Source organism: Bacillus sp. REN10 (assembly GCF_016820555.1).
Lineage (GTDB): Bacteria > Bacillota > Bacilli > Bacillales > Domibacillaceae > Bacillus_CE.
This window is the reverse complement of sequence record NZ_JADHDW010000010.1, coordinates 77,237-96,065: the sequence shown is the minus strand read 5'-3', so window position 1 is coordinate 96,065 and position 18,829 is coordinate 77,237. Positions and strand designations below refer to the sequence as shown.

16 protein-coding genes and 1 pseudogene are annotated in these 18,829 nt (G+C 39.1%); 10 read left to right on the top strand and 7 right to left on the bottom strand.

All coding sequences use genetic code 11. From position 1 onward, the window contains the following. Positions 1 to 7 precede the first annotated feature (7 nt). The 3 genes from IRB43_RS13705 to IRB43_RS13695 form a co-directional block, all read right to left on the bottom strand. Positions 8 to 409, bottom strand: a complete 402-nt coding sequence (locus IRB43_RS13705) for a (deoxy)nucleoside triphosphate pyrophosphohydrolase (protein WP_203364054.1) — start codon at positions 407 to 409, stop codon at positions 8 to 10. 39 nt (positions 410 to 448) lie between these two features. Then, positions 449 to 1,057, bottom strand: a complete 609-nt coding sequence (locus tag IRB43_RS13700; RefSeq protein WP_203364053.1) for a class I SAM-dependent methyltransferase — start codon at positions 1,055 to 1,057, stop codon at positions 449 to 451. Positions 1,058 to 1,238: 181 nt separating this feature from the next. Then, positions 1,239 to 1,826: an NAD(P)H-dependent oxidoreductase gene (locus tag IRB43_RS13695; RefSeq protein ID WP_203364052.1), complete on the bottom strand. Its 588-nt coding sequence runs from the start codon at positions 1,824 to 1,826 to the stop codon at positions 1,239 to 1,241. Positions 1,827 to 1,947: 121 nt separating this feature from the next. On the opposite strand from IRB43_RS13695, the gene IRB43_RS13690 reads away from it, so the two are divergent. Then, positions 1,948 to 2,376 carry a MarR family winged helix-turn-helix transcriptional regulator gene (locus IRB43_RS13690; protein WP_203364051.1) on the top strand — a complete coding sequence of 143 codons (429 nt, stop codon included), beginning with the start codon at positions 1,948 to 1,950 and terminating at the stop codon, positions 2,374 to 2,376. A gap of 49 nt (positions 2,377 to 2,425) precedes the next feature. Here the strand turns inward: IRB43_RS13690 and msrB are convergent, their stop codons facing one another. Together msrB and msrA are read right to left on the bottom strand one after the other, a co-directional pair. Next, positions 2,426 to 2,875 carry a peptide-methionine (R)-S-oxide reductase MsrB gene (msrB, locus tag IRB43_RS17905; RefSeq protein WP_343070882.1) on the bottom strand — a complete coding sequence of 150 codons (450 nt, stop codon included), beginning with the start codon at positions 2,873 to 2,875 and terminating at the stop codon, positions 2,426 to 2,428. Further along, positions 2,861 to 3,382, bottom strand: a pseudogene (gene msrA, locus IRB43_RS17900) (peptide-methionine (S)-S-oxide reductase MsrA); the annotation flags it as partial. The gene msrB and the pseudogene msrA, both read right to left, overlap by 15 nt. A gap of 182 nt (positions 3,383 to 3,564) precedes the next feature. Between msrA and IRB43_RS13680 the strand changes: the two are divergent. Both IRB43_RS13680 and IRB43_RS13675 read left to right on the top strand, forming a co-directional pair. Then, positions 3,565 to 4,920: a cytochrome ubiquinol oxidase subunit I gene (locus IRB43_RS13680; RefSeq protein ID WP_203364049.1), complete on the top strand. Its 1,356-nt coding sequence runs from the start codon at positions 3,565 to 3,567 to the stop codon at positions 4,918 to 4,920. 16 nt (positions 4,921 to 4,936) lie between these two features. Continuing rightward, positions 4,937 to 5,974, top strand: coding sequence for a cytochrome d ubiquinol oxidase subunit II (locus IRB43_RS13675; RefSeq protein ID WP_203364048.1), 1,038 nt, complete (start codon positions 4,937 to 4,939; stop codon positions 5,972 to 5,974). Between the two features lie 17 nt (positions 5,975 to 5,991). Here the strand turns inward: IRB43_RS13675 and IRB43_RS13670 are convergent, their stop codons facing one another. Together IRB43_RS13670 and IRB43_RS13665 are read right to left on the bottom strand one after the other, a co-directional pair. Then, positions 5,992 to 7,506, bottom strand: coding sequence for a cryptochrome/photolyase family protein (locus tag IRB43_RS13670; protein WP_203364047.1), 1,515 nt, complete (start codon positions 7,504 to 7,506; stop codon positions 5,992 to 5,994). Positions 7,507 to 7,511: 5 nt separating this feature from the next. Next, positions 7,512 to 8,963, bottom strand: coding sequence for a DASH family cryptochrome (locus IRB43_RS13665; RefSeq protein ID WP_203364046.1), 1,452 nt, complete (start codon positions 8,961 to 8,963; stop codon positions 7,512 to 7,514). 124 nt (positions 8,964 to 9,087) lie between these two features. Here IRB43_RS13665 and IRB43_RS13660 point away from each other — a divergent pair, with 124 nt between their 5' ends. The 7 genes from IRB43_RS13660 (at position 9,088) to IRB43_RS13630 (ending at position 18,732) form a co-directional block, all read left to right on the top strand. Then, positions 9,088 to 9,783 carry a response regulator transcription factor gene (locus IRB43_RS13660; RefSeq protein WP_203364045.1) on the top strand — a complete coding sequence of 232 codons (696 nt, stop codon included), beginning with the start codon at positions 9,088 to 9,090 and terminating at the stop codon, positions 9,781 to 9,783. Beyond that, positions 9,776 to 10,780, top strand: coding sequence for a sensor histidine kinase (locus tag IRB43_RS13655; RefSeq protein ID WP_203364044.1), 1,005 nt, complete (start codon positions 9,776 to 9,778; stop codon positions 10,778 to 10,780). The genes IRB43_RS13660 and IRB43_RS13655 overlap by 8 nt, the downstream gene beginning before the upstream one ends. A 117-nt stretch (positions 10,781 to 10,897) precedes the next feature. Further along, on the top strand, positions 10,898 to 11,659 hold the full coding sequence (locus IRB43_RS13650; RefSeq protein WP_203364043.1) for an ABC transporter ATP-binding protein: 762 nt from the start codon (positions 10,898 to 10,900) through the stop codon (positions 11,657 to 11,659). Then, entirely contained in the window at positions 11,649 to 13,595 is a 1,947-nt protein-coding gene (locus tag IRB43_RS13645) for an ABC transporter permease (RefSeq protein ID WP_203364042.1), read from the top strand. Before IRB43_RS13650 ends, IRB43_RS13645 begins: the two co-directional genes overlap by 11 nt. A gap of 381 nt (positions 13,596 to 13,976) precedes the next feature. Next, on the top strand, positions 13,977 to 15,866 hold the full coding sequence (locus tag IRB43_RS13640; protein WP_203364041.1) for an FUSC family protein: 1,890 nt from the start codon (positions 13,977 to 13,979) through the stop codon (positions 15,864 to 15,866). A 340-nt stretch (positions 15,867 to 16,206) separates the two neighbouring features. Continuing rightward, positions 16,207 to 17,133, top strand: coding sequence for an L-lactate dehydrogenase (locus tag IRB43_RS13635; RefSeq protein ID WP_481748153.1), 927 nt, complete (start codon positions 16,207 to 16,209; stop codon positions 17,131 to 17,133). A 27-nt stretch (positions 17,134 to 17,160) separates the two neighbouring features. Then, complete coding sequence (locus IRB43_RS13630; RefSeq protein ID WP_203364039.1) at positions 17,161 to 18,732, top strand: L-lactate permease; 1,572 nt, start codon at positions 17,161 to 17,163, stop codon at positions 18,730 to 18,732. Positions 18,733 to 18,829 lie beyond the last annotated feature (97 nt).

Sequence of the window (18,829 nt, the reverse complement as noted above, 5' to 3'; positions counted from 1 at the left end):
GCTCCTTTTAATGCAAAACAGATATTTGACTTAATTTCTCAATTGCCGGAACATCCGCTGGCGCCCAATCTAATGCAGTTAACTCATGTGATGCCAACCATTTCACAGCGACGTGCTCTGTTAAAACGGGCTTCCCTTCTATGATCTTACATAAAAAAGTTGTTAAATGAACAATACCAAAATCATATTCATACACGGTATGTTCGACTTGGTCTCCAATCTCGATTTTGCATTGCATCTCTTCTTCAATTTCGCGACGCAATGCTTCCTCAGGTGACTCTCCTTGCTCAATTTTCCCTCCTGGAAACTCCCACTTTAAAGATAATGTTTTTCCTTCTCCGCGTTGAGCGCATAAAATTTTTCCATCTTCAACAATCACTGCTCCGACAACATGTATGTTTTTTTTCATCATAGTCCTCCTCGAAATTTTGTTTCACGTGAAACATTTTTACGTTTCATGTCGAAAAATTAAAAACCGTTCATTTTCATCTTTTTCACAAAGCTCAGGAACTTTCACTTCTTTGAAAAGCTCAAATGATGTATTTTGTTCCAAAAAGTGAATGTATTCGATCGTTGGATAATAAAGAATAAGATCAACCGCCCGCTTATGCTGTTCAACTGAAAGCAAAATATGATGAACAACCCTCATGAAAATCTGGATCGAAAACGGGTTAAAAAAATAGAAACGATTGTCTGTTGGCTCTATTGTATACTTTTCAGCGGGACCGCATAAAAAACGAAGAGTCCCCGCTTTGGAGTGGCTCTTTTTCATATAGCTTACTTTGTTCGAAAGTGCGTCTTCATATAACTGGTTATTCACTTCAATCCCTGTCACCGACAATTGGAAACGATGATGGACATAAAATGACAATCGTCCTTTCCCACAACCAACATCCACCACTCCATCTGTATAATTTAACTCATACGAACGAAATAGCTCGTCCAATGCCGCATACGGTGTTGCTTCATACCGATTGTAATGAACTAATTGCAACGGGAATTCTTTCAGTCCAATCGTGTCAATCCCCAGCATTTGATCATACTCTTGTTCTGTCATAACATCTCTCCATTTAAAAATAACAGACACTTCTTCAAGGAAATGTCTGTTTTCATACATTATATAACAAAAAAATGATACGTGCTGCCAATCAGTTCGCCGTTACATCAAATACAAATGGCTCAAAATCAAGATCATAATTTTCTTAGGAAGCTTCTACATGAATTTGAAATTAAACAATTTATTTTTCAACTGTTTTAAAATAACAATAAATTTTATCCAGCTTCTTGACCTGTTTTCCTTTTGGACTTTCCATATAGCCAAATTCGAAAAATTTTACTCTTTTGATTCCGACAAAATCCAATACAGCTTTTTTCATTAAGGCTTTATGAGCATTGTTTAATAAAAATAACGGATAATTAGTCGGTCCTTTCATAGTCGAAATGCACACGGCCGATCTTCCTTTTAAAAGACCCTCCGATAGGAAACCTCGCTTATCTCGATAAGCAAAATCGGAAGCAAATATTTGGTCGATATATCCCATCAGCATCGCAGGCGGTCTTCCCCACCAGATGGGATAGACAAAGACAATCTTGTCTGCCCACATGATTTGTTTTCTATACTTGTCAAATTCGGGATCACGATGCATATCACGTCTTCGTTTGTTCTCATTAAATACAAGGAGTGGGTCAAAAGCCTCTTCATATAAATCTAATACTTGTAATTCTTTTATATTCGGGTTCTCACGACTTCCTTTGATGACTTCTTGCAAAAAGGCATAACTGAGACTTTGATGATTTGGGTGTGTGTAAATAACTAATACTTTCATTCATTGCACCTCTTTTATTTATCAAATGATAACAAAAAGATAACACCTCCTTATTTAGTTGTCAAATGATAATTGTTTTGAGATAACATTTTTGTTACCTTGTCAATAAGAGGTGATCATTTTGAACAAAGAAGATTTATTCAATAAATTTGTGGCCTTTTCATCTTCGGTTCATCGTGTAACGCATGAATTAACGAAAGATGCTAAATCTAGCGCCATCACGCCTGTTCAATATAGTATTTTGGAATACATCGCTGTTAGCGAGCCTGTTACTCCGAGTGACATTAGCGATTGTCAGCATATGTCTATGCCCAATACAAGCCGGGAGCTTAAAAAATTAACTGAAAAAAATTTAATCGAAAGAATTGCCGATACTGAAGATCGCAGAAAACACTATATTCGTCTTTCAAAAGATGGAGAAATCATGATGAGTGAAGCTTTTCAATATATAAAATCCCGTTTTCTCGATCGAATACAGAATACGTCAAAAGAAGAGCTTGAAGAAATTAACCACGCACTGGATATTCTGCAAAGAAAAATATTTTATTAGGAAATAAAAAACACACTTCCAAAGCGCTTAACCGGAAGTGTGTTTTACTTTATTCAAATAAACTTAAAAATTCGCCGTATCCTTCTTCAACGAGCTTACTTTTCGGCACAAATCTCAAAGCCGCTGAGTTGATGCAATAGCGTGCACCATCAGGGCCAGGACCATCATCGAACACATGACCGAGATGAGAATCCGATGTTTTCGCCCGAACCTCGATTCGTCTCATCCCATGAGAGGTATCTAATTTCTCGGCAATCTCCATGCGGCGCAATGGCTTTGTAAAGCTCGGCCAGCCACAGCCAGCATCGTATTTATCGAGCGAGCTAAAAAGCGGCTCCCCGGAAATGATATCGACATAAATGCCTTCTTCTGTGTGATTCCAAAATTCATTGCGAAAGGGTGGTTCTGTCGCATTATTTCTTGTCACTTCATATTGAATTGGCGTTAATTCTTTGCGCAACTGCTCATCGCTTTTGACTTGCTTCCAATGCTGGCGAATGAATGGCGCGCGGCCCGAGCCTTCTTTATACATATTGTAGTGAAATGGGTTCTTTTTATAATAATGCTGGTGCTTTTCTTCCGCCTCATAAAAAGGAGCTGCGGGCAAAATTTCTGTTACAATCGGCTTTTGAAAACGACCGCTGGCGGCTAGTTCTGCTTTAGAAGCCTCCGCTAGCTGTTTTTGCTCTTCGTTATGATAAAAAATCGCGGTCCGATACGATAACCCTCGGTCGTTGAACTGACCGCCTGCATCAGTCGGATCAATTTGTTGCCAATATAGCTCCAATAACTTTTCATATGGAAATACATGAGGATCAAACGTAATTTGTACTGCCTCATAATGTCCTGTTGTATCGGAACATACCTCTTCATACGTTGGATTGATGGTATGCCCGCCTGTGTATCCGGAAATTACTTCTTTAATTCCTGGCTGCTCATCAAATGGAGCGACCATACACCAAAAACATCCGCCTGCAAATGTAGCTAATTGGCTTGATTCCGCCATCACTAATCCTCTCCTTTACATGTTCTTTACGAAAATCATTAATTTTATTATAACAATGATTGCTTCCATAATAAATTTTCAATACCTCAGCTATGTGCTAACACCTGTTTTCTCTATACATATCCTTCCCGGGATTGGAAAGGATATGACATAGCAGGAAAAAGAGGAAAGGACGTAATAGGATGGATGATTTATTAATTGCCCGTTCTTTATTCGGGACAACGATGGCTTTCCATATTGTGTTTGCGACAATTGGAGTAGGATTGCCGCTCATGATTTTAACAGCTGAATTACTGTATCAAAAAACGAAGGATCTAGATTATGTCGTGATGGCGAAGCGCTGGACAAAAACATTTGCCGTGCTGTTAGGGGTAGGAATTCCGACTGGAACGATTGCGGGCGTGCAATTATCGCTATTATGGCCAGGGTTTATGGAGGTCATTGGTCGCGTCATGCCGCTTCCCTTTCAAATTGAAATTTATGCGTTTTTTGTCGAGGCATTGTTTATGTCTATTTATGTGTATGCGGCGGAACGAATTGCTCCGTGGATGAGAATTATTAGCTTAATCTTCGTCGCCTTAGGAGCGTTGGCATCCGCTGTGTTGATCACCAATGTTCACGCTTTTCAAGGCACCCCCGCCGGCTTTCGCTATGAAAACGGACAGTTTGTTGATCTCGATCCATGGGCTGCATTCTTTAACCCGAGCTTTTTCGTCACAGCCGGCCATGTTGCCTTATCCGCATATATCGTTGGCGCATTTGTTGTGGCTTCTGTCGCTGCCTATAAAATGATGAAGAATAAACGAGAATCAAAAGTGTATCTTTTTCATCAAAAAGCCTTGATGATCAGCTTAGTAGTTGGGGGGATTTTCTCTTTTTTAACAGCCATTAACGGGCATGAATCCGCCCAATATTTACATGAATATCAGCCAGAAAAACTCGCGGCTGCGGAAGGGTTATTCGAAACCCAGTCACATGCCCCTTTAGCGGTTGGAGGATGGACCGATCGTGACACACAATCAGTAAAAGGAGCGATTGAAATTCCATGGCTGTTGAGCTTTCTTGCTGGCAACAGCTTTGATACCACCGTTGTGGGATTAAATGACTTTCCAGAAGAATATTGGCCGCCGCTATTTATCCACACATTATTTAACATAATGGTTGGCATCGGTTCCCTTCTTATTGTTGTAGCGCTCATTGGGCTTGTTTGGAAAAAACTAAGCAAAAAAGAGCATTTTCCGAAAGCTTTGCTTTGGGTTTTTGTCTTTTCAGGTCCACTTGCCATCATTGCAATCGAATGCGGATGGATTTTCGCTTGCAGCGGCAGACAACCTTGGGTCATTTACCGTGTGTTACGAACCGCTGATTCCGTCACATCGGTTCCTAATTTAATGATTCTCTTTATTTTATTCTTTATCGTCTACATCATTTTAAGCACAGCCGTTGTAGCTGTACTTCTATATTTCTTTAGAAAAAATACAGAGCTAGATGATTTAAAGAAAGCAGAAGAAAAATACATAGCCAATTCGTTCAAGTAGAAAGGAGAGAATACCAATGACTGATGCATTACTTGCCATTACCGTGCTTTGGGGATTTGTTTTCATCTATTCTGTCATGGCTACGATGGATTTTGGTGCCGGCTTTTGGTCGATGATTTATATTAACCGAGAACAAACGAGAGCAACGAATGTCGCCAATCGCTACTTATCTCCCACATGGGAAGTGACAAATACGTTTATTGTTGCTTTAGTAGTGGCCGTTTATAGTTTGTTTCCTGCTGCTGCTTACGTGTTAGGCACCATTCTGCTCATTCCGGGAAGCATCATCCTGCTATTGCTAGCGATTAGAAGTGGCTTTCTCGTCTTTTCGAACATTGCCACTGACTATCAAAAACCGTTAACGTATGTGTCAGGCATTACGGGCATTTTTATTCCCGGGCTATTAATTAGTGTTTTGCCGATCACCCATGGTGCGTTTATTGATTATCACAATGGCACGCCCATATTGAGTTTACAAAAATTATTTACGAGCCCTAATGAATATGCCTTTATCGGCTTTGCGATTAGCAGTACGCTCTTTCTCTCTTCTTTATTACTAGCAGACTACTCTAAAGCTTCCCAAGAAAAAGAAGCCTATGAAACGTACGTACGCGATGCTCGCATTCTTGGGCCGATTTCGTTAGGGATGGCTTTTCTTATTATGTGGACGCTGAAAATAGAAGCCCCTTGGCTGTACGAACGCATGATAGATGACCTTCCTTTGCTGTTTCTTTCAATCGGCTTTTTCTTCATTGGAGGGATAGCCCTTTTTCTACCTTCCATTCAAGATAAAAGCGTTCGCGGAATGCCAAGGCTAGCGGTTGTTGCGGTGGCCATTCAATACTTAGTGGCTAGTTATGTATATGGGAAAGCTCACTTGCCTTACATCGTTTACCCCAATGTAACGATTCAATCTGCTTTTACAGACCCCAATTCATTTCGGACGATATTTGTCACTTACATTGTAGGGTTTGCGATCCTTTTCCCTGGTTTCTTTTACTTTTGGCGCTTATTTATGAACGATAAAAAATATTTACAGCAAAAAAGCCGGTAAAAGCCGGTTTTTTGCTGTCATTCAAATTTTTTAAAAAGTTGTTGCGCCTGCTGCTTTATTTGCTTTTTTTCTTCCTCATCTATTCGCTTGAGGTTTTTATACATCATGGCCATGCGAGGATGGGTACTTAATTTTTCTTGATGATCGTCTAAATAATCCCAAAATAATATCGTAAAAGGGCAAGCGTTGTCTCCACTGCGTTTAGCCGGATCAAACACACACTGCTTACAATAATTGCTCATGCGTTTGATGTACTGACCAGATGAAATATAGGGCTTTGTAGACATTTTTCCTCCATCGGCATATAAGGCCATTCCTAACACATTCGGCAGCACAACCCAATCATGAGCATCAATATATACTTGATTAAACCAATCTACTACTTGTTGCGGATTAACTCGAGCTAAATTAGCAAAGTTCCCCAACACCATAAGCCTTTGAATATGATGACTGTAAGCATGTTGATGCACTTCTGATACAACTGTTGCTAAGCAATTCATCTTTGTGTCCGCATCCCAGTAGAAGCTGGGCAACGGATTGGTGTGTTCGAGCTCGTTGACTTTAGCATACTCCGGCATTAATCGGAGATAAACTCCACGAATGTACTCTCTCCAACCTAGAATTTGGCGAATAAACCCTTCTACACTCGCTAATGGAGCCAAACCCGCTCGATAAGCATGCTCGGCTTTATGAATCACCTCAAGCGGATGAAGCAGACCGATATTCATCGCTGCTGCTAGTAAAGAGTGAGACATAAAGGGATCCTCTAGCAACATAGCATCTTGATAATCTCCAAAGGTAGGCAAACGAAACTCGATAAAGTAAGATAGCGTTTCATATGCCTGTTGTCTCGTAACCAGATAAGCGAAGTCTTCCGTTGAACCGAAATGTGTGCTGTATTCCTGCTCTACTTCTGCTATCACCTGCTTCGTCATATCATCCGCTTCTATAAATAATGGCGGAATAAAGCGGAGCCCTTTCTTCGGAGGCTTGCGATTTTCTGCATCGTAGCTCCACTTTCCCCCTGCGGGATGAATGCCGTCCATTAAGATACCATGCTCTTTGCGCAGTTGGCGATAAATCGGATCTAACTTCCATTGGGCACGGGATGGCAGTAGTTGCTCCCATTGTTTTTCTGGAACAAGGAATAAGGAATCCTCTGTAAAGACCTTGATCTCTACTCCTTGCTCGCTTGTTTTCATCAGCCATTTCTCTAGCTTTTTTCGCAGCCGAAAATCAGTTGGCAGATGAAGACGAAGATGAATTGGATGATGCTTGCTCATGTGTTGTTTCCAGCCTTCATCAAATGACTCAACCTTATAATAATCGACTTGATAGCCTTGCGATCGCAACTCGGCAGCAAAATGGCGCATCGCTGAAAAAATAAGTACAAGCTTCTTTTTATGATACTGATGCCAAACAGAACGCGAACGTGCTTCAATCATCAAGATGATGTCTTTTTCTTTCTCTATTTGTTGAAAGCCTTCGAGGTCTGTTGATAGCTGATGACCAAATAACCACCAAGTGGCCATTTACATTACCTCCTTTTCCGAGCTTTCATATCAGTCGCTTTATACTGTTCAACCGACTGAGATAGCGAAACAATCGGCTGAGGATAATCTGTCACTCCATAAAATTCCCGCTCACTGGCAGATAGTTGCTCTGGTTCATGAACAAAAGCAACTGGAAGCGCTGCAAGCTCTGGTAACCAATGTTTCATATATTGCCCGTTTGGATCATATTGCTTCGCTTGTTTGACAATATTGAAATAGCGGAAGGGACGAGGGTCATTGCCTACACCGGCAATATATAACCAATTGCCATAATTGCTTGCTGGATCATAATCAATTAAACAAGATTCAAACCACTCCGCTCCGATACGCCAATCAAGACCAAGGTTCTTCACAAAAAAGCTGGCCGCATTTTGACGTCCTCGATTGGACATAAACCCTGTCGATTTCAGCTCCCGCATATTCGCATCAATAAACGGAAAGCCCGTTTCGCCTTCAATCCAAGCATTCAGTTTTCTCTCATCATACACAGCCTTTTTCAATGGCAACCGGCGAAGCCCGCTTCTTTGAAAAAATTGTTCTTTATATCGCATTAACACAAAGCAAAAATAATCTCGCCATAGTAATTCAAAATAAAGCCAATAAGTGCTTTCATTCGACTGATGTTCACTTTCAAACCGCTTCAATTGCTCATAAACTGTACGTGGAGACAGCGAACCATTCGCTAGCCAGGGAGATAGCTTCGATGAAAAATCTTCACCGAGCAAGCCATTGCGCGTCTGCTTGTATTGAAGAATCCGTTTCGATTCAAATAAGTAATAGGCAAGACGCTTCTTCGCTTTTCCTTCCCCTCCTAAAAAGTGAAAGACAGCTCGATCATCCATCATCGGCTCCGTCATACGAAGATCTGAATAGCTTGGAACACAACTATTCAGTATCACTTTTTTTGCCTTATAAGCGGGAATAGGGAAAGGCGGCCGAATCTTTCCTGTCTTTTCAATCATTTTTCGAAAAGCGGTGAATGTATTCGGCAATTGATCAAGCGAAATAGGTAAATCGTTCGGGTGATATAAGGTATATCCATCGTAAGAGTGAATAACTGTTTCTTGTAAAACGGCCTTTATCTGATGCTCCATCTCCATTTCTTCCGTTCCATACAGACGGTAATAATATAAATCGCTCACATGAAACCTTTCAGATAGCGCAGAAAAGATCTCTTCTGAAGTACCTTGCGCAACATAAAGTGAAATGCCTAGCTTCTCAAGATTTTCTTGTAACTCCTGTACGCTTTCACGTAAAAACTTCGCACGAAAGCTCCCTGTTTTAGCGAAACCGAAGCTCGTTTTTCCATGTTGACGTTCATCAAAAATATAAACAGCCAGCACGGGCTTACCTGACTGACAAGCCCGATAGAGTGGCTCATGATCAGCTATCCTGACATCTTGCCGAAACCATACAATGGAAATATTTTGTTTCATCATTTACACCTCGATTGTATTATAGCCAAACCGCCAAAACATCCGAAACATGAATGTGCTCTTGGCACTTCTCAAGATTTTCCTATACAATTTAATCAAAACCAAAAACTGTGTGGTGAATCTATTGTTTAAATTATTATTAATTGAAGATGATGCTTCTTTATTTCATGAAATAAAAAATCGCTTAGAACAATGGTCTTATGATGTATATGGGGTGACTGATTTCGGCCAAGTCATGCAAGAGTTCACAAAAATCAAACCAGATTTAGTCATTATCGATATTCAATTACCAAAGTTTGACGGATTTCATTGGTGCCGATTGATCCGTTCCCATTCGAATGTTCCGATTATTTTCTTATCTTCTCGCGACCACCCGACCGATATGATTATGTCAATGCAGCTTGGAGCCGATGACTTTGTCCAAAAGCCTTTTCATTTTGACGTGCTCATCGCAAAAATCCAAGCGATTCTTCGCCGCGTCTACAACTACAATACGGAACCAATTGAGCTAAAAGCATGGTGCGGGGCGACCATCGATTATGAGAAAAACAGCGTCACCAATCAAGAAGGGGCGATCGAATTAACAAAAAATGAAATCTTTATCTTAAAACAGCTGATTCAGCAAAAAAATAAAATTGTCAGCCGTGAGGAATTGATCAACAGTTTATGGGACGATCAGCGCTTTGTCAGCGATAATACGTTAACGGTCAATGTGAACCGTTTACGAAAAAAACTGGATGAACTTGGCCTCGGAAGCTATATCGTGACAAAAGTCGGCCAAGGGTATATGGCGAAAGAAGAGGACTTATTCCATGATTAAAACCTATATACGTGAACGCCTGAGCTGGATCATGCTATTTATATTTCTGCAGTTATTAGTTATTCTTGTCGTTTTTATTGATCCATCGATTCCCGTTCAGTCCTCCTTTTATATCGTCTTTTTATCGACGCTTGTTTTTATTTCCTTTTTAATCGTCCGTTATCACAAAGAAACAAAATTTTATCAAAGCCTGCAAAACTGGGATCAGGACCTCGATATTACGAATCTTTCCTTGCCGGAAAGCCCATTTGAACAAATCATCCTAGAAAGCATGACACAGCAAACAAAGCGGCTTAAACAGCAAGCAACTGAAAGCCGATTGCTGCTTGAACAGGAAAAAGATGAGCTATTAGCTTGGATTCATGAAGTGAAAACGCCCTTAACCGCAATGCATTTAATTATTGACCGCTTACAAGATGACAAGCTGAAAGCAAATATGATGCATGAATGGCTGCGCATTCACCTCCTGCTCGATCAACAGCTGCATCAAAAACGGATGCTTTTTATGGAAAATGATTTATACATTGAACAAGTTCAGTTAGAGGACATGATCTTTCAAGAAATTAACACATTGCGTTCATGGTGTATCCAAAAACGAATTGGCTTTGATGTAGAGTTAAACGAAGCTACGGTTTTAAGCGATGCGAAATGGCTCGCGTTTATCATTCGGCAACTGCTAACAAATGCAGTTAAATATAGCGAAGCTGCTGATATTATCATCAAAAGCTATATAGAAAATGAGCAAACCGTACTTCAAGTACAAGATTTCGGACGCGGCATTGATCCAAAGGACCTGCCCCGCATTTTTGACAAAGGCTTTACGTCCACAACTGAGCATCAAGACAACGCAGCAACCGGAATGGGACTGTATTTAACGAAAAAAATCGCCAAGCCTTTACTGATTCATATCACTGTGCAATCTGAACTTGGCAAAGGAACAACCTTCACATTAACGTTTCCTAAGCGAAACGAATTCGTTCATCTCACAAGCATGTGACAACAATGTCACATGCTTTCCTTTTTTGTTCGATCATTCGAAGGAGAAATATACTTAATCCTTTTATAATGAAAAAAGAACATAAACAAGCAATCTTTCAAAAAGGAGCAGATTTAAATGACGATTTTAGAAGCCACTAAAATTCATAAAAGTTATGGAAATAAATTCAACAAACAAGAAGTATTAAAAGGAATAGATTTACAGATTGAAAAAGGGGAGTTTGTCAGTATCATGGGGCCTTCCGGTTCGGGGAAAACGACTTTGCTGAACGTACTGTCCTCCATCGATCAAGTCAGCATGGGAAACATTAAAGTTAATGGAAATGAAATGACAAACCTTAAAGAAAAAAAATTAGCCGAATTCCGTAAGCATCATTTAGGCTTTATTTTTCAAGACTATAACTTACTGGATACATTGACCGTGAAAGAAAATATTCTTCTGCCGCTATCGATTATGAAAGTGTCGAAACAAGAAGCCGATCAACGCTTTCAAGCATTAGCGATGGAGCTAGGTATTCAAGAACTGAAAGATAAATACCCAAGTGAAATATCCGGCGGTCAAAAACAACGTACATCCGCTGCGAGAGCCTTTATTCATCAGCCAAGCATTATTTTCGCTGATGAACCAACCGGCGCCCTTGATTCAAAATCCGCTTCTGATTTATTAAATAAATTAAGTGAACTAAACCAAAAACGGCAAGCAACAATCATTATGGTTACGCATGACCCGGTCGCTGCGAGCTATTGCAGCCGAGTGATTTTTATTAAAGATGGCCAGATCTACACTCAATTAAATAAGGGTAATGAAGACCGGCAAATGTTCTTCCAAGACATTATGAAAACACAAGCTGTGCTAGGCGGGGTGCAACATGAGCATTAATCAACTGATCCTTCGCAACTTGAAAAAGAATATAAAGAATTACTACCTTTATATTTTCGCTTTAGTGTTTAGTGTGGCGCTTTACTTCGCCTTTGTGACACTGCAATATGACCCGGCAATGGATGAAGCAAAAGGATCTATTAAAGGGGGCGCTGCCATTCGAACAGCATCGATTTTGCTTGTAGCGATTGTATCCATTTTCCTGCTGTATGCGAATAAAATTTTTATGAAGCGACGCAGTAAAGAAATTGGCTTGTTTCAATTAATTGGCATGACCAAAAATGAAATCTTTCGTCTCTTGAGCATTGAAAACTTTATTCTTTACTTCAGTTCGTTAATGATCGGAACATTAGCTGGATTTTCCATTTCCAAGCTGGTTATGATGATTTTATTTAAAATACTAGGTATTGAAGAAATCGCTAATTTACATTTTTCCACGCAAGCATTTATTCAAACATTGATCGTGTTTGCGGTAGTCTATCTGTTGATTTTATTAACGAACTACCTCTTTATTAAACGACAAACCATTTTATCATTGTTTAAAGTCACATCTACCACAGAAGGTAAAGTAAAAAAGATTTCGCTAATGGAAATCATCCTCGGTATCACTGGAGTTGTCTCCATTATCGTTGGCTACTATACATCATCGAAGTTATTTGGCGGCGACTTTGTCACAATGAAAGAATTATTTCTTGCGATGACCTTTATTCTTGCGACAGTCATTATCGGTACATACCTGTTCTACAAAGGTTCGGTCCGTTTCATTGCCAACATCATTAGAAAAAAGAAAGATGGTTACTTAAATATTAACGATGTGCTATCACTGTCATCGATTATGTTCCGCATGAAATCAAATGCGATGTTATTAACGATTATTACAACCGTCTCCGCACTAGCGATCGGATTATTATCACTTAGCTATATTTCTTATTACTCCGCTGAAAAAATGTCTGAGAACTATGTGCCTCATGATTTTGCCATGACAAACGAACAGCATGCCGCACAATTCACAAAAGAATTAGAGGCTAAGGATATTTCCTATAGCGAACAAAAACTAGAGATCATTCAAGCTAATGCCGATATGGCACAAATATTAGAGTCCAAGCAGGAAAACGAAAATATGGACCCTGAAAATTCACCACTTCCTGTCATCAGTGACAAGTCTATAAAAGGCGTAGATCTATCCGCTGATGAAGCAATGTTCACTGGATATAACGACTTATTCAAGAAATTTATGCCATTGAAAGAGGCTGGACAAATCGGATTAAAAGGGAAAAATAACGTCCTTACACAAAAATATATTGGTCTAAAGGAAGATTTTGTTGCCTCCTTTTACTTTACTGCCGGAGGATTGCCTGTTCTCATCGTAGACGATACCATTTTTGAGCGATTGAAGAAGGACCTAGATCCAGCAATCCAAAAAGAATCCTCTACCTATATTGGCATTGAGATTAAAGATGACGCAAAGGTGAAAGAAGCAAATAAAATTTTCAATACTTTCTCTTTCAGTCAAGATGGTTTCAACCATTCCCAACTGGATATGGTGACTCAACAGAAATCAGTTATGGGACTAGCTATGTTTATCGTTGGTTTCTTAGGACTTACATTCCTGATCACATCCGGCTGTATTTTATACTTTAAGCAAATGGATGAAAGTGAAGAAGAAAGAGATAATTACACGATTTTAAGAAAAATCGGCTACACACAAGGTGATTTATTGAAAGGAATCCAAATGAAACAACTCTTTAACTTCGGGATTCCATTAATCATCGGCCTGCTTCACAGCTACTTTGCCGTTCAATCCGGCTGGTTCCTGTTCGGTACAGAAGTGTGGGCACCTATGATCATCGTCATGGTCATCTATACGGGCCTATACTCCATTTTTGGCCTGCTATCAGTGCTCTACTACAAAAAAGTAATTAAAGAAGCACTGTGACACCGAAAAGCGGAAGGCGCTTGTTCAGCGACGTATGGACTGGAACCAGCCGTATAAGATAAAGGAAACACGATGAACGACAGTGAATCGATGTTGACTTATCGTAAGGAGGATGGTGGAAGTACACTAGTCGCTAGCGCCTATAGCTGGACACCGAAAAGCGGAAGGCGCTTGTTTAGACACGAAAGTAAAAAAACTACACCACAAAGGCAAGACGAGCTCAAACTCGGCTTGCCTTTTATTTTTTTATCTATTTTCTCAGTTATTGATTGTGTTTTTTTCATTTTTGATGTTTAATATTTAAACGTTAAAATATTTTCTTGGCCATTAGATCGATCAATAATGAGATTTTAATCACAATATACATAAAGGAGGAATTACATGATTAAAGATATAATCGGGAAAACGATTTTATTTATTTTTATTGTAGGCTTTATTATCGGATTTCAATCCGTTTTCGGCACAGAGAATAGCTTAATTGGGGTAACGACCATTACAGCGATGCTTATGCTGTTAGAAAGAGATTTAACCGTACGTCCTATTAATCAAACACTCAAACTCATAGGCTTCAATTTATTTATTGGAATTGCTGCTTTTTTAGCGGGCTTAAATATATGGCTAGCCATTCCTATTAACTTTGCAGCCATGTTTTTCTTAAGTTATTCACTGTTGTATAACGTAAGAAACCCTTTATATCTCCCCTTTTCGTTACAATATTTATTTATTTTAGTCACACCTGTTCCGTTAAGTGATATGCCTCTTCGTCTTGGGTCTCTCATTTTTGGAGCTCTTGCTATTATGGCACTGCAACTTATTGTCAATAAAAATAAAGTATCTAAAAGCGGCAATAAACTTTTAAGTGAACTATGCACCACATTATGCAAAAAAATAGAAAGTCTCAAACAAAATAAAAATATCGACGATTTAGAAGAGACGATTGCAAATGCTATTCACAATTTGAGAAATATGATTTTTGATAAGCGGGAAGAAGGATTTTATTTAGGAGAAGAAGCAAGAATTAAACTAAGCTTATCTGCTTCTTTGGAAAAAATTAATTTATTATTAAATAAAGTCCCAGCAGATGAATGGGACGAAGAAATTTGGGAAGACTTGCATCGCTTTTTAATATTAGTTTCGTCTAATTTGGATCAAAGCGCATCAGTTGATGAGTTAAATGATTCTTTCTCCGATATCTTTAAGAAGTACGAACAGCATGTTACTGACTCGCCACAAACATTAAGTATATTAAACCATATGAACTTTATAAAAGTTCATTTAACTGAGTTGAAGCAATTAAATAAAAAGAATAAAAACCTTGTTAAGCAGTTTGAACAAATACCAAAAAAATATCGGAAATTAAACATTGGAAACAACGTGAAACATACGAACTCGATTAAATTATCTTATGCGGTCCGCATGGGTGTCGGAATCAGTATCGCAGCATTTATATCCGACTTTTTTCAACTCAGTGAAGGAAGATGGATCATCTTTACGATCCTGGCCTTAGTGATCCCGATATATGAGCATTCTCAACAAAAAATGCGGGATCGAATTTTCGCTACAGTAGTAGGCTCTATATTAGTTATTCTTTTATTCAGCATCTTCGACGGTGCAACAGAACGAGTGATGATTTTAATGCTCGTCGGTTATTTAAATAATTATATTAAGCAGTATCGTTACAGCACGATTTTAATCACCGTGTCCGCTATCGGATCAGCAGCTCTAGTAACAGGGACAACAGAGGTACTAACCCTCAACCGTATTTACATGGTAATAGCCGGAACCATTCTCGCTGTATTAATCAATAAGTTCGTGTATCCGTATAAAATGGAAGATGCCAATCGAGACTTAACAGAAATGTATCAAGACATCATTCGAGAAATGTTGCAAGAAGTGCAAGACAAACTGAAAGGCACAGGTAACAGCTATGGACTAAAGAACCTATTCATGGTGACCACGATGGTTGAGAATAAAATGAAATTAAATAACCAAGAGTTACAAGATAATCTGGATACTCAATTATTTGACCATCAACGCTTATTAGTCTGTACGATCTATGAATTATACATGTGGATTGACAAATATGGTGTCACAGACATGTCCCGTTCTACGATTGAACACTATTTAGAGAAAATCATTTCCAAAGATAATAGCCAAATTGATTTACCTAAATTGGAAAAACATACAACAGACAGCGTGAATATAAAAGATCGAATGGTCTTTAACATGTTAGTAGAAATAGTAAAAGAAAGGTGTATTGCCTTAAAATAACATAATTATTTAAGTTCAGCTCCCTTATTTATAGGAATTTATACTTTAACAGAGCTTATCCAAGTCTCACAAAAACAAAGGGAGCTGACCCTACTTTTTCTGCTTTCCCCTCATCGAACCCCTCTCTTGTAACAGCTTGTCCTTATACATAATTATCTTATTTTGGTGGCAAAATTCATTTATATAGATGAATTTCTTCCTTTAAAATGTAAAAGAATAAACGCATGAAAAAATTCTCAAAAAAATTTAGTGGAAAAAGAACTAGAAATGTGTTATTTTTTATGTCGGTTTCTGAAATGCTTTGCGAATCTGATTCAATTGGAGGGAATTTTCTTTGGAGATGACATTAGGAAATAAAGTGGTATTAATTGGAACAGGTGCTGTCGGCTCAAGTTACGCTTTTGCTTTAATGAACCAAGGAATCAGTAATGAACTCGTTCTCATTGATTTAAATGAAGAAAAAACAAAAGGCGATGTTATGGATTTAGACCACGGAGTTGTGTATGCGCCTAGTCCAATGAATATCACTTTTGGTTCATATGAAGATTGTCAAGATGCTGCAATCGTCGTCATTTGTGCAGGAGCCGCACAAAAGCCAGGGGAAACTAGATTAGATCTCGTCCATAAGAATGTCAAGATTTTCGAATCCATTGTTGGCAAAGTGATGGAGTCTGGATTTAATGGTATCTTTTTAGTGGCTACCAATCCAGTTGATATTTTATCTTATGCGACATGGAAATACTCGGGTCTTCAGAAAGAAAGAGTCATTGGTTCAGGAACGATATTGGATTCAGCCCGCTTCCGTTTTTTATTAGGCCAAGAGTTTAATGCTGCACCTACAAGTGTGCACGCCTACATCATCGGGGAGCATGGCGATTCACAACTTCCTGTTTGGAGCTCAGCCAATGTTTCGAGCATCCCGGTTTCACCAAAACTAACAGATGAACGTAAAGCAGAAATCGCTGTACAAGTACGTGATGCCGCGTACAAAATTATTGAAGCGAAAGGCGCTACCTATTACGGGATTGCGATGGGATTAGCGAAAATAACGAAAGCTATTTTGCAAGATCATCAGATCACCTTACCGGTTGGCTCGCTTTTAGAGGGCGAATACGGACATCATGATGTGTATATTGGAGTGCCTACCGTTTTAAATAGAGCAGGTGCCAAAACTGTGTTAGAACTGTCGCTCAATGAACAGGAGCAAGCTCAATTTGACCGCTCTGTGAAAACATTGAAAGAGATTCAAGCGCAGATTTGGAAATAATTCGATTCACGAAGAGGAGTCTTAATTATGTTAGTAGAAACATTTGATCCATTCAATCACCTTGGCATCTCAGCACTAGTTGCTGCGGTGCCGATTATCTTGTTCCTTTTATGTTTAACGGTTTTTAAAATGAAAGGACTTAATGCAGCACTGCTTAACTTAGCTGTTACATTTGCGATTACATTTTTCGTCTTTAAATTGCCAGCAGGTGAATCCGTCGGAAGTGTCATTCAAGGCTTGATTCAAGGAATTTTCCCTATCGGGTATATTATCGTTATGGCTGTTTGGCTATACAAAATCTCAGTGGAGTCTGGGCTATTTGATACTTTACGTGGAAGTATTGCCAACGTAACGCAAGACCAGCGTCTTCAGCTTTTATTAATCGGATTTTGCTTAAGCGCCTTTCTTGAAGGAGCAGCTGGTTTTGGAGTGCCAATCGCGATCTGTGCCGTATTGTTAATTTCATTAGGCTTTCAACCATTGCAAGCAGCGATGCTTTGCTTAATTGCCAATGCGGCCGCTGGTGCATTTGGAGCAATTGGGATCCCTGTAGGTATTATCAATACATTTGGTTTAGAAGGCGTTACTTCAATGGACGTATCGAAAATGAGTGCCTTCACTTTACCGATTACAAACTTTATGATTCCTTTCCTATTAATTTGGGTGCTTGATGGATTTAAAGGAGTTAAGGAAGTTTTCCCAGCTCTTTTAGTAACATCAACGATTTATTCCATTTCTCAAGCGTTCATGACAATGTTCGTTGGGCCAGAATTAGCAGATATTATTCCATCTTTAATAACATTGGGAGCTTTAACTGTATTTCTTAAAAAATGGAAACCAAAAAATATATTCTTACTTAATGGAAAAGAAACGAAGCTTGAGACTTATTCTTTTGGCGAAATCGTCAAAGCATGGTCACCATTCCTATTGTTAACAGTTTATGTATTAATTTGGAGCTCTGCTACGTTTAAGGGCTTATTTGCTGAAGGTGGCGCGCTTAATCATTTAGTGATCAAATTTACAATTCCGGGTTCTTCAATCAATATGAGCATGGACTTAATCGGCGCAACTGGAACAGCTCTATTAATGGCTTGTTTAACAACTATTGCGATCACAAAAACAATTAATTTCGCAGAAGGTTTTTCACTTCTAAAGCGAGCAATTATGGAGTTTTGGACACCAATCATTATGATCTGTGCCATTATCGGGATTGCCAAACTAATGACTTATGGTGGATTAACAACTGCATTAGGTGAAGCTGTCGCAACGGCAGGAAACATCTTCCCACTATTCTCTCCAATCTTAGGATGGATTGGCGTATTTATGACGGGATCGGTTGTGAACAATAACACATTGTTTGCCCCAATTCAAGCAACAGCCGGTCATATTATTGGAACAAATCCAGCATTATTAGTAGCAGCCAACACAGTTGGAGGAGTTATGGCGAAAATCGTCTCTCCACAATCAGTGGCCATCGCTACCGCAGCAGTTGGTGCCACTGGACAAGAATCTGCTTTAACAAAAATGGCTATTAGATACAGCTTTGGCTTTCTTGCCTTCGTATGTATTTGGACATTTATTTTATCGCTCTTCTTATAAATACACCCTTAAAGGTCTGATGACCCCATAGTATGACAAATAGAATTTATTTATATAAACAAGAAACACCTCCAGTCCGCTATGGGCTGGAGGCTTT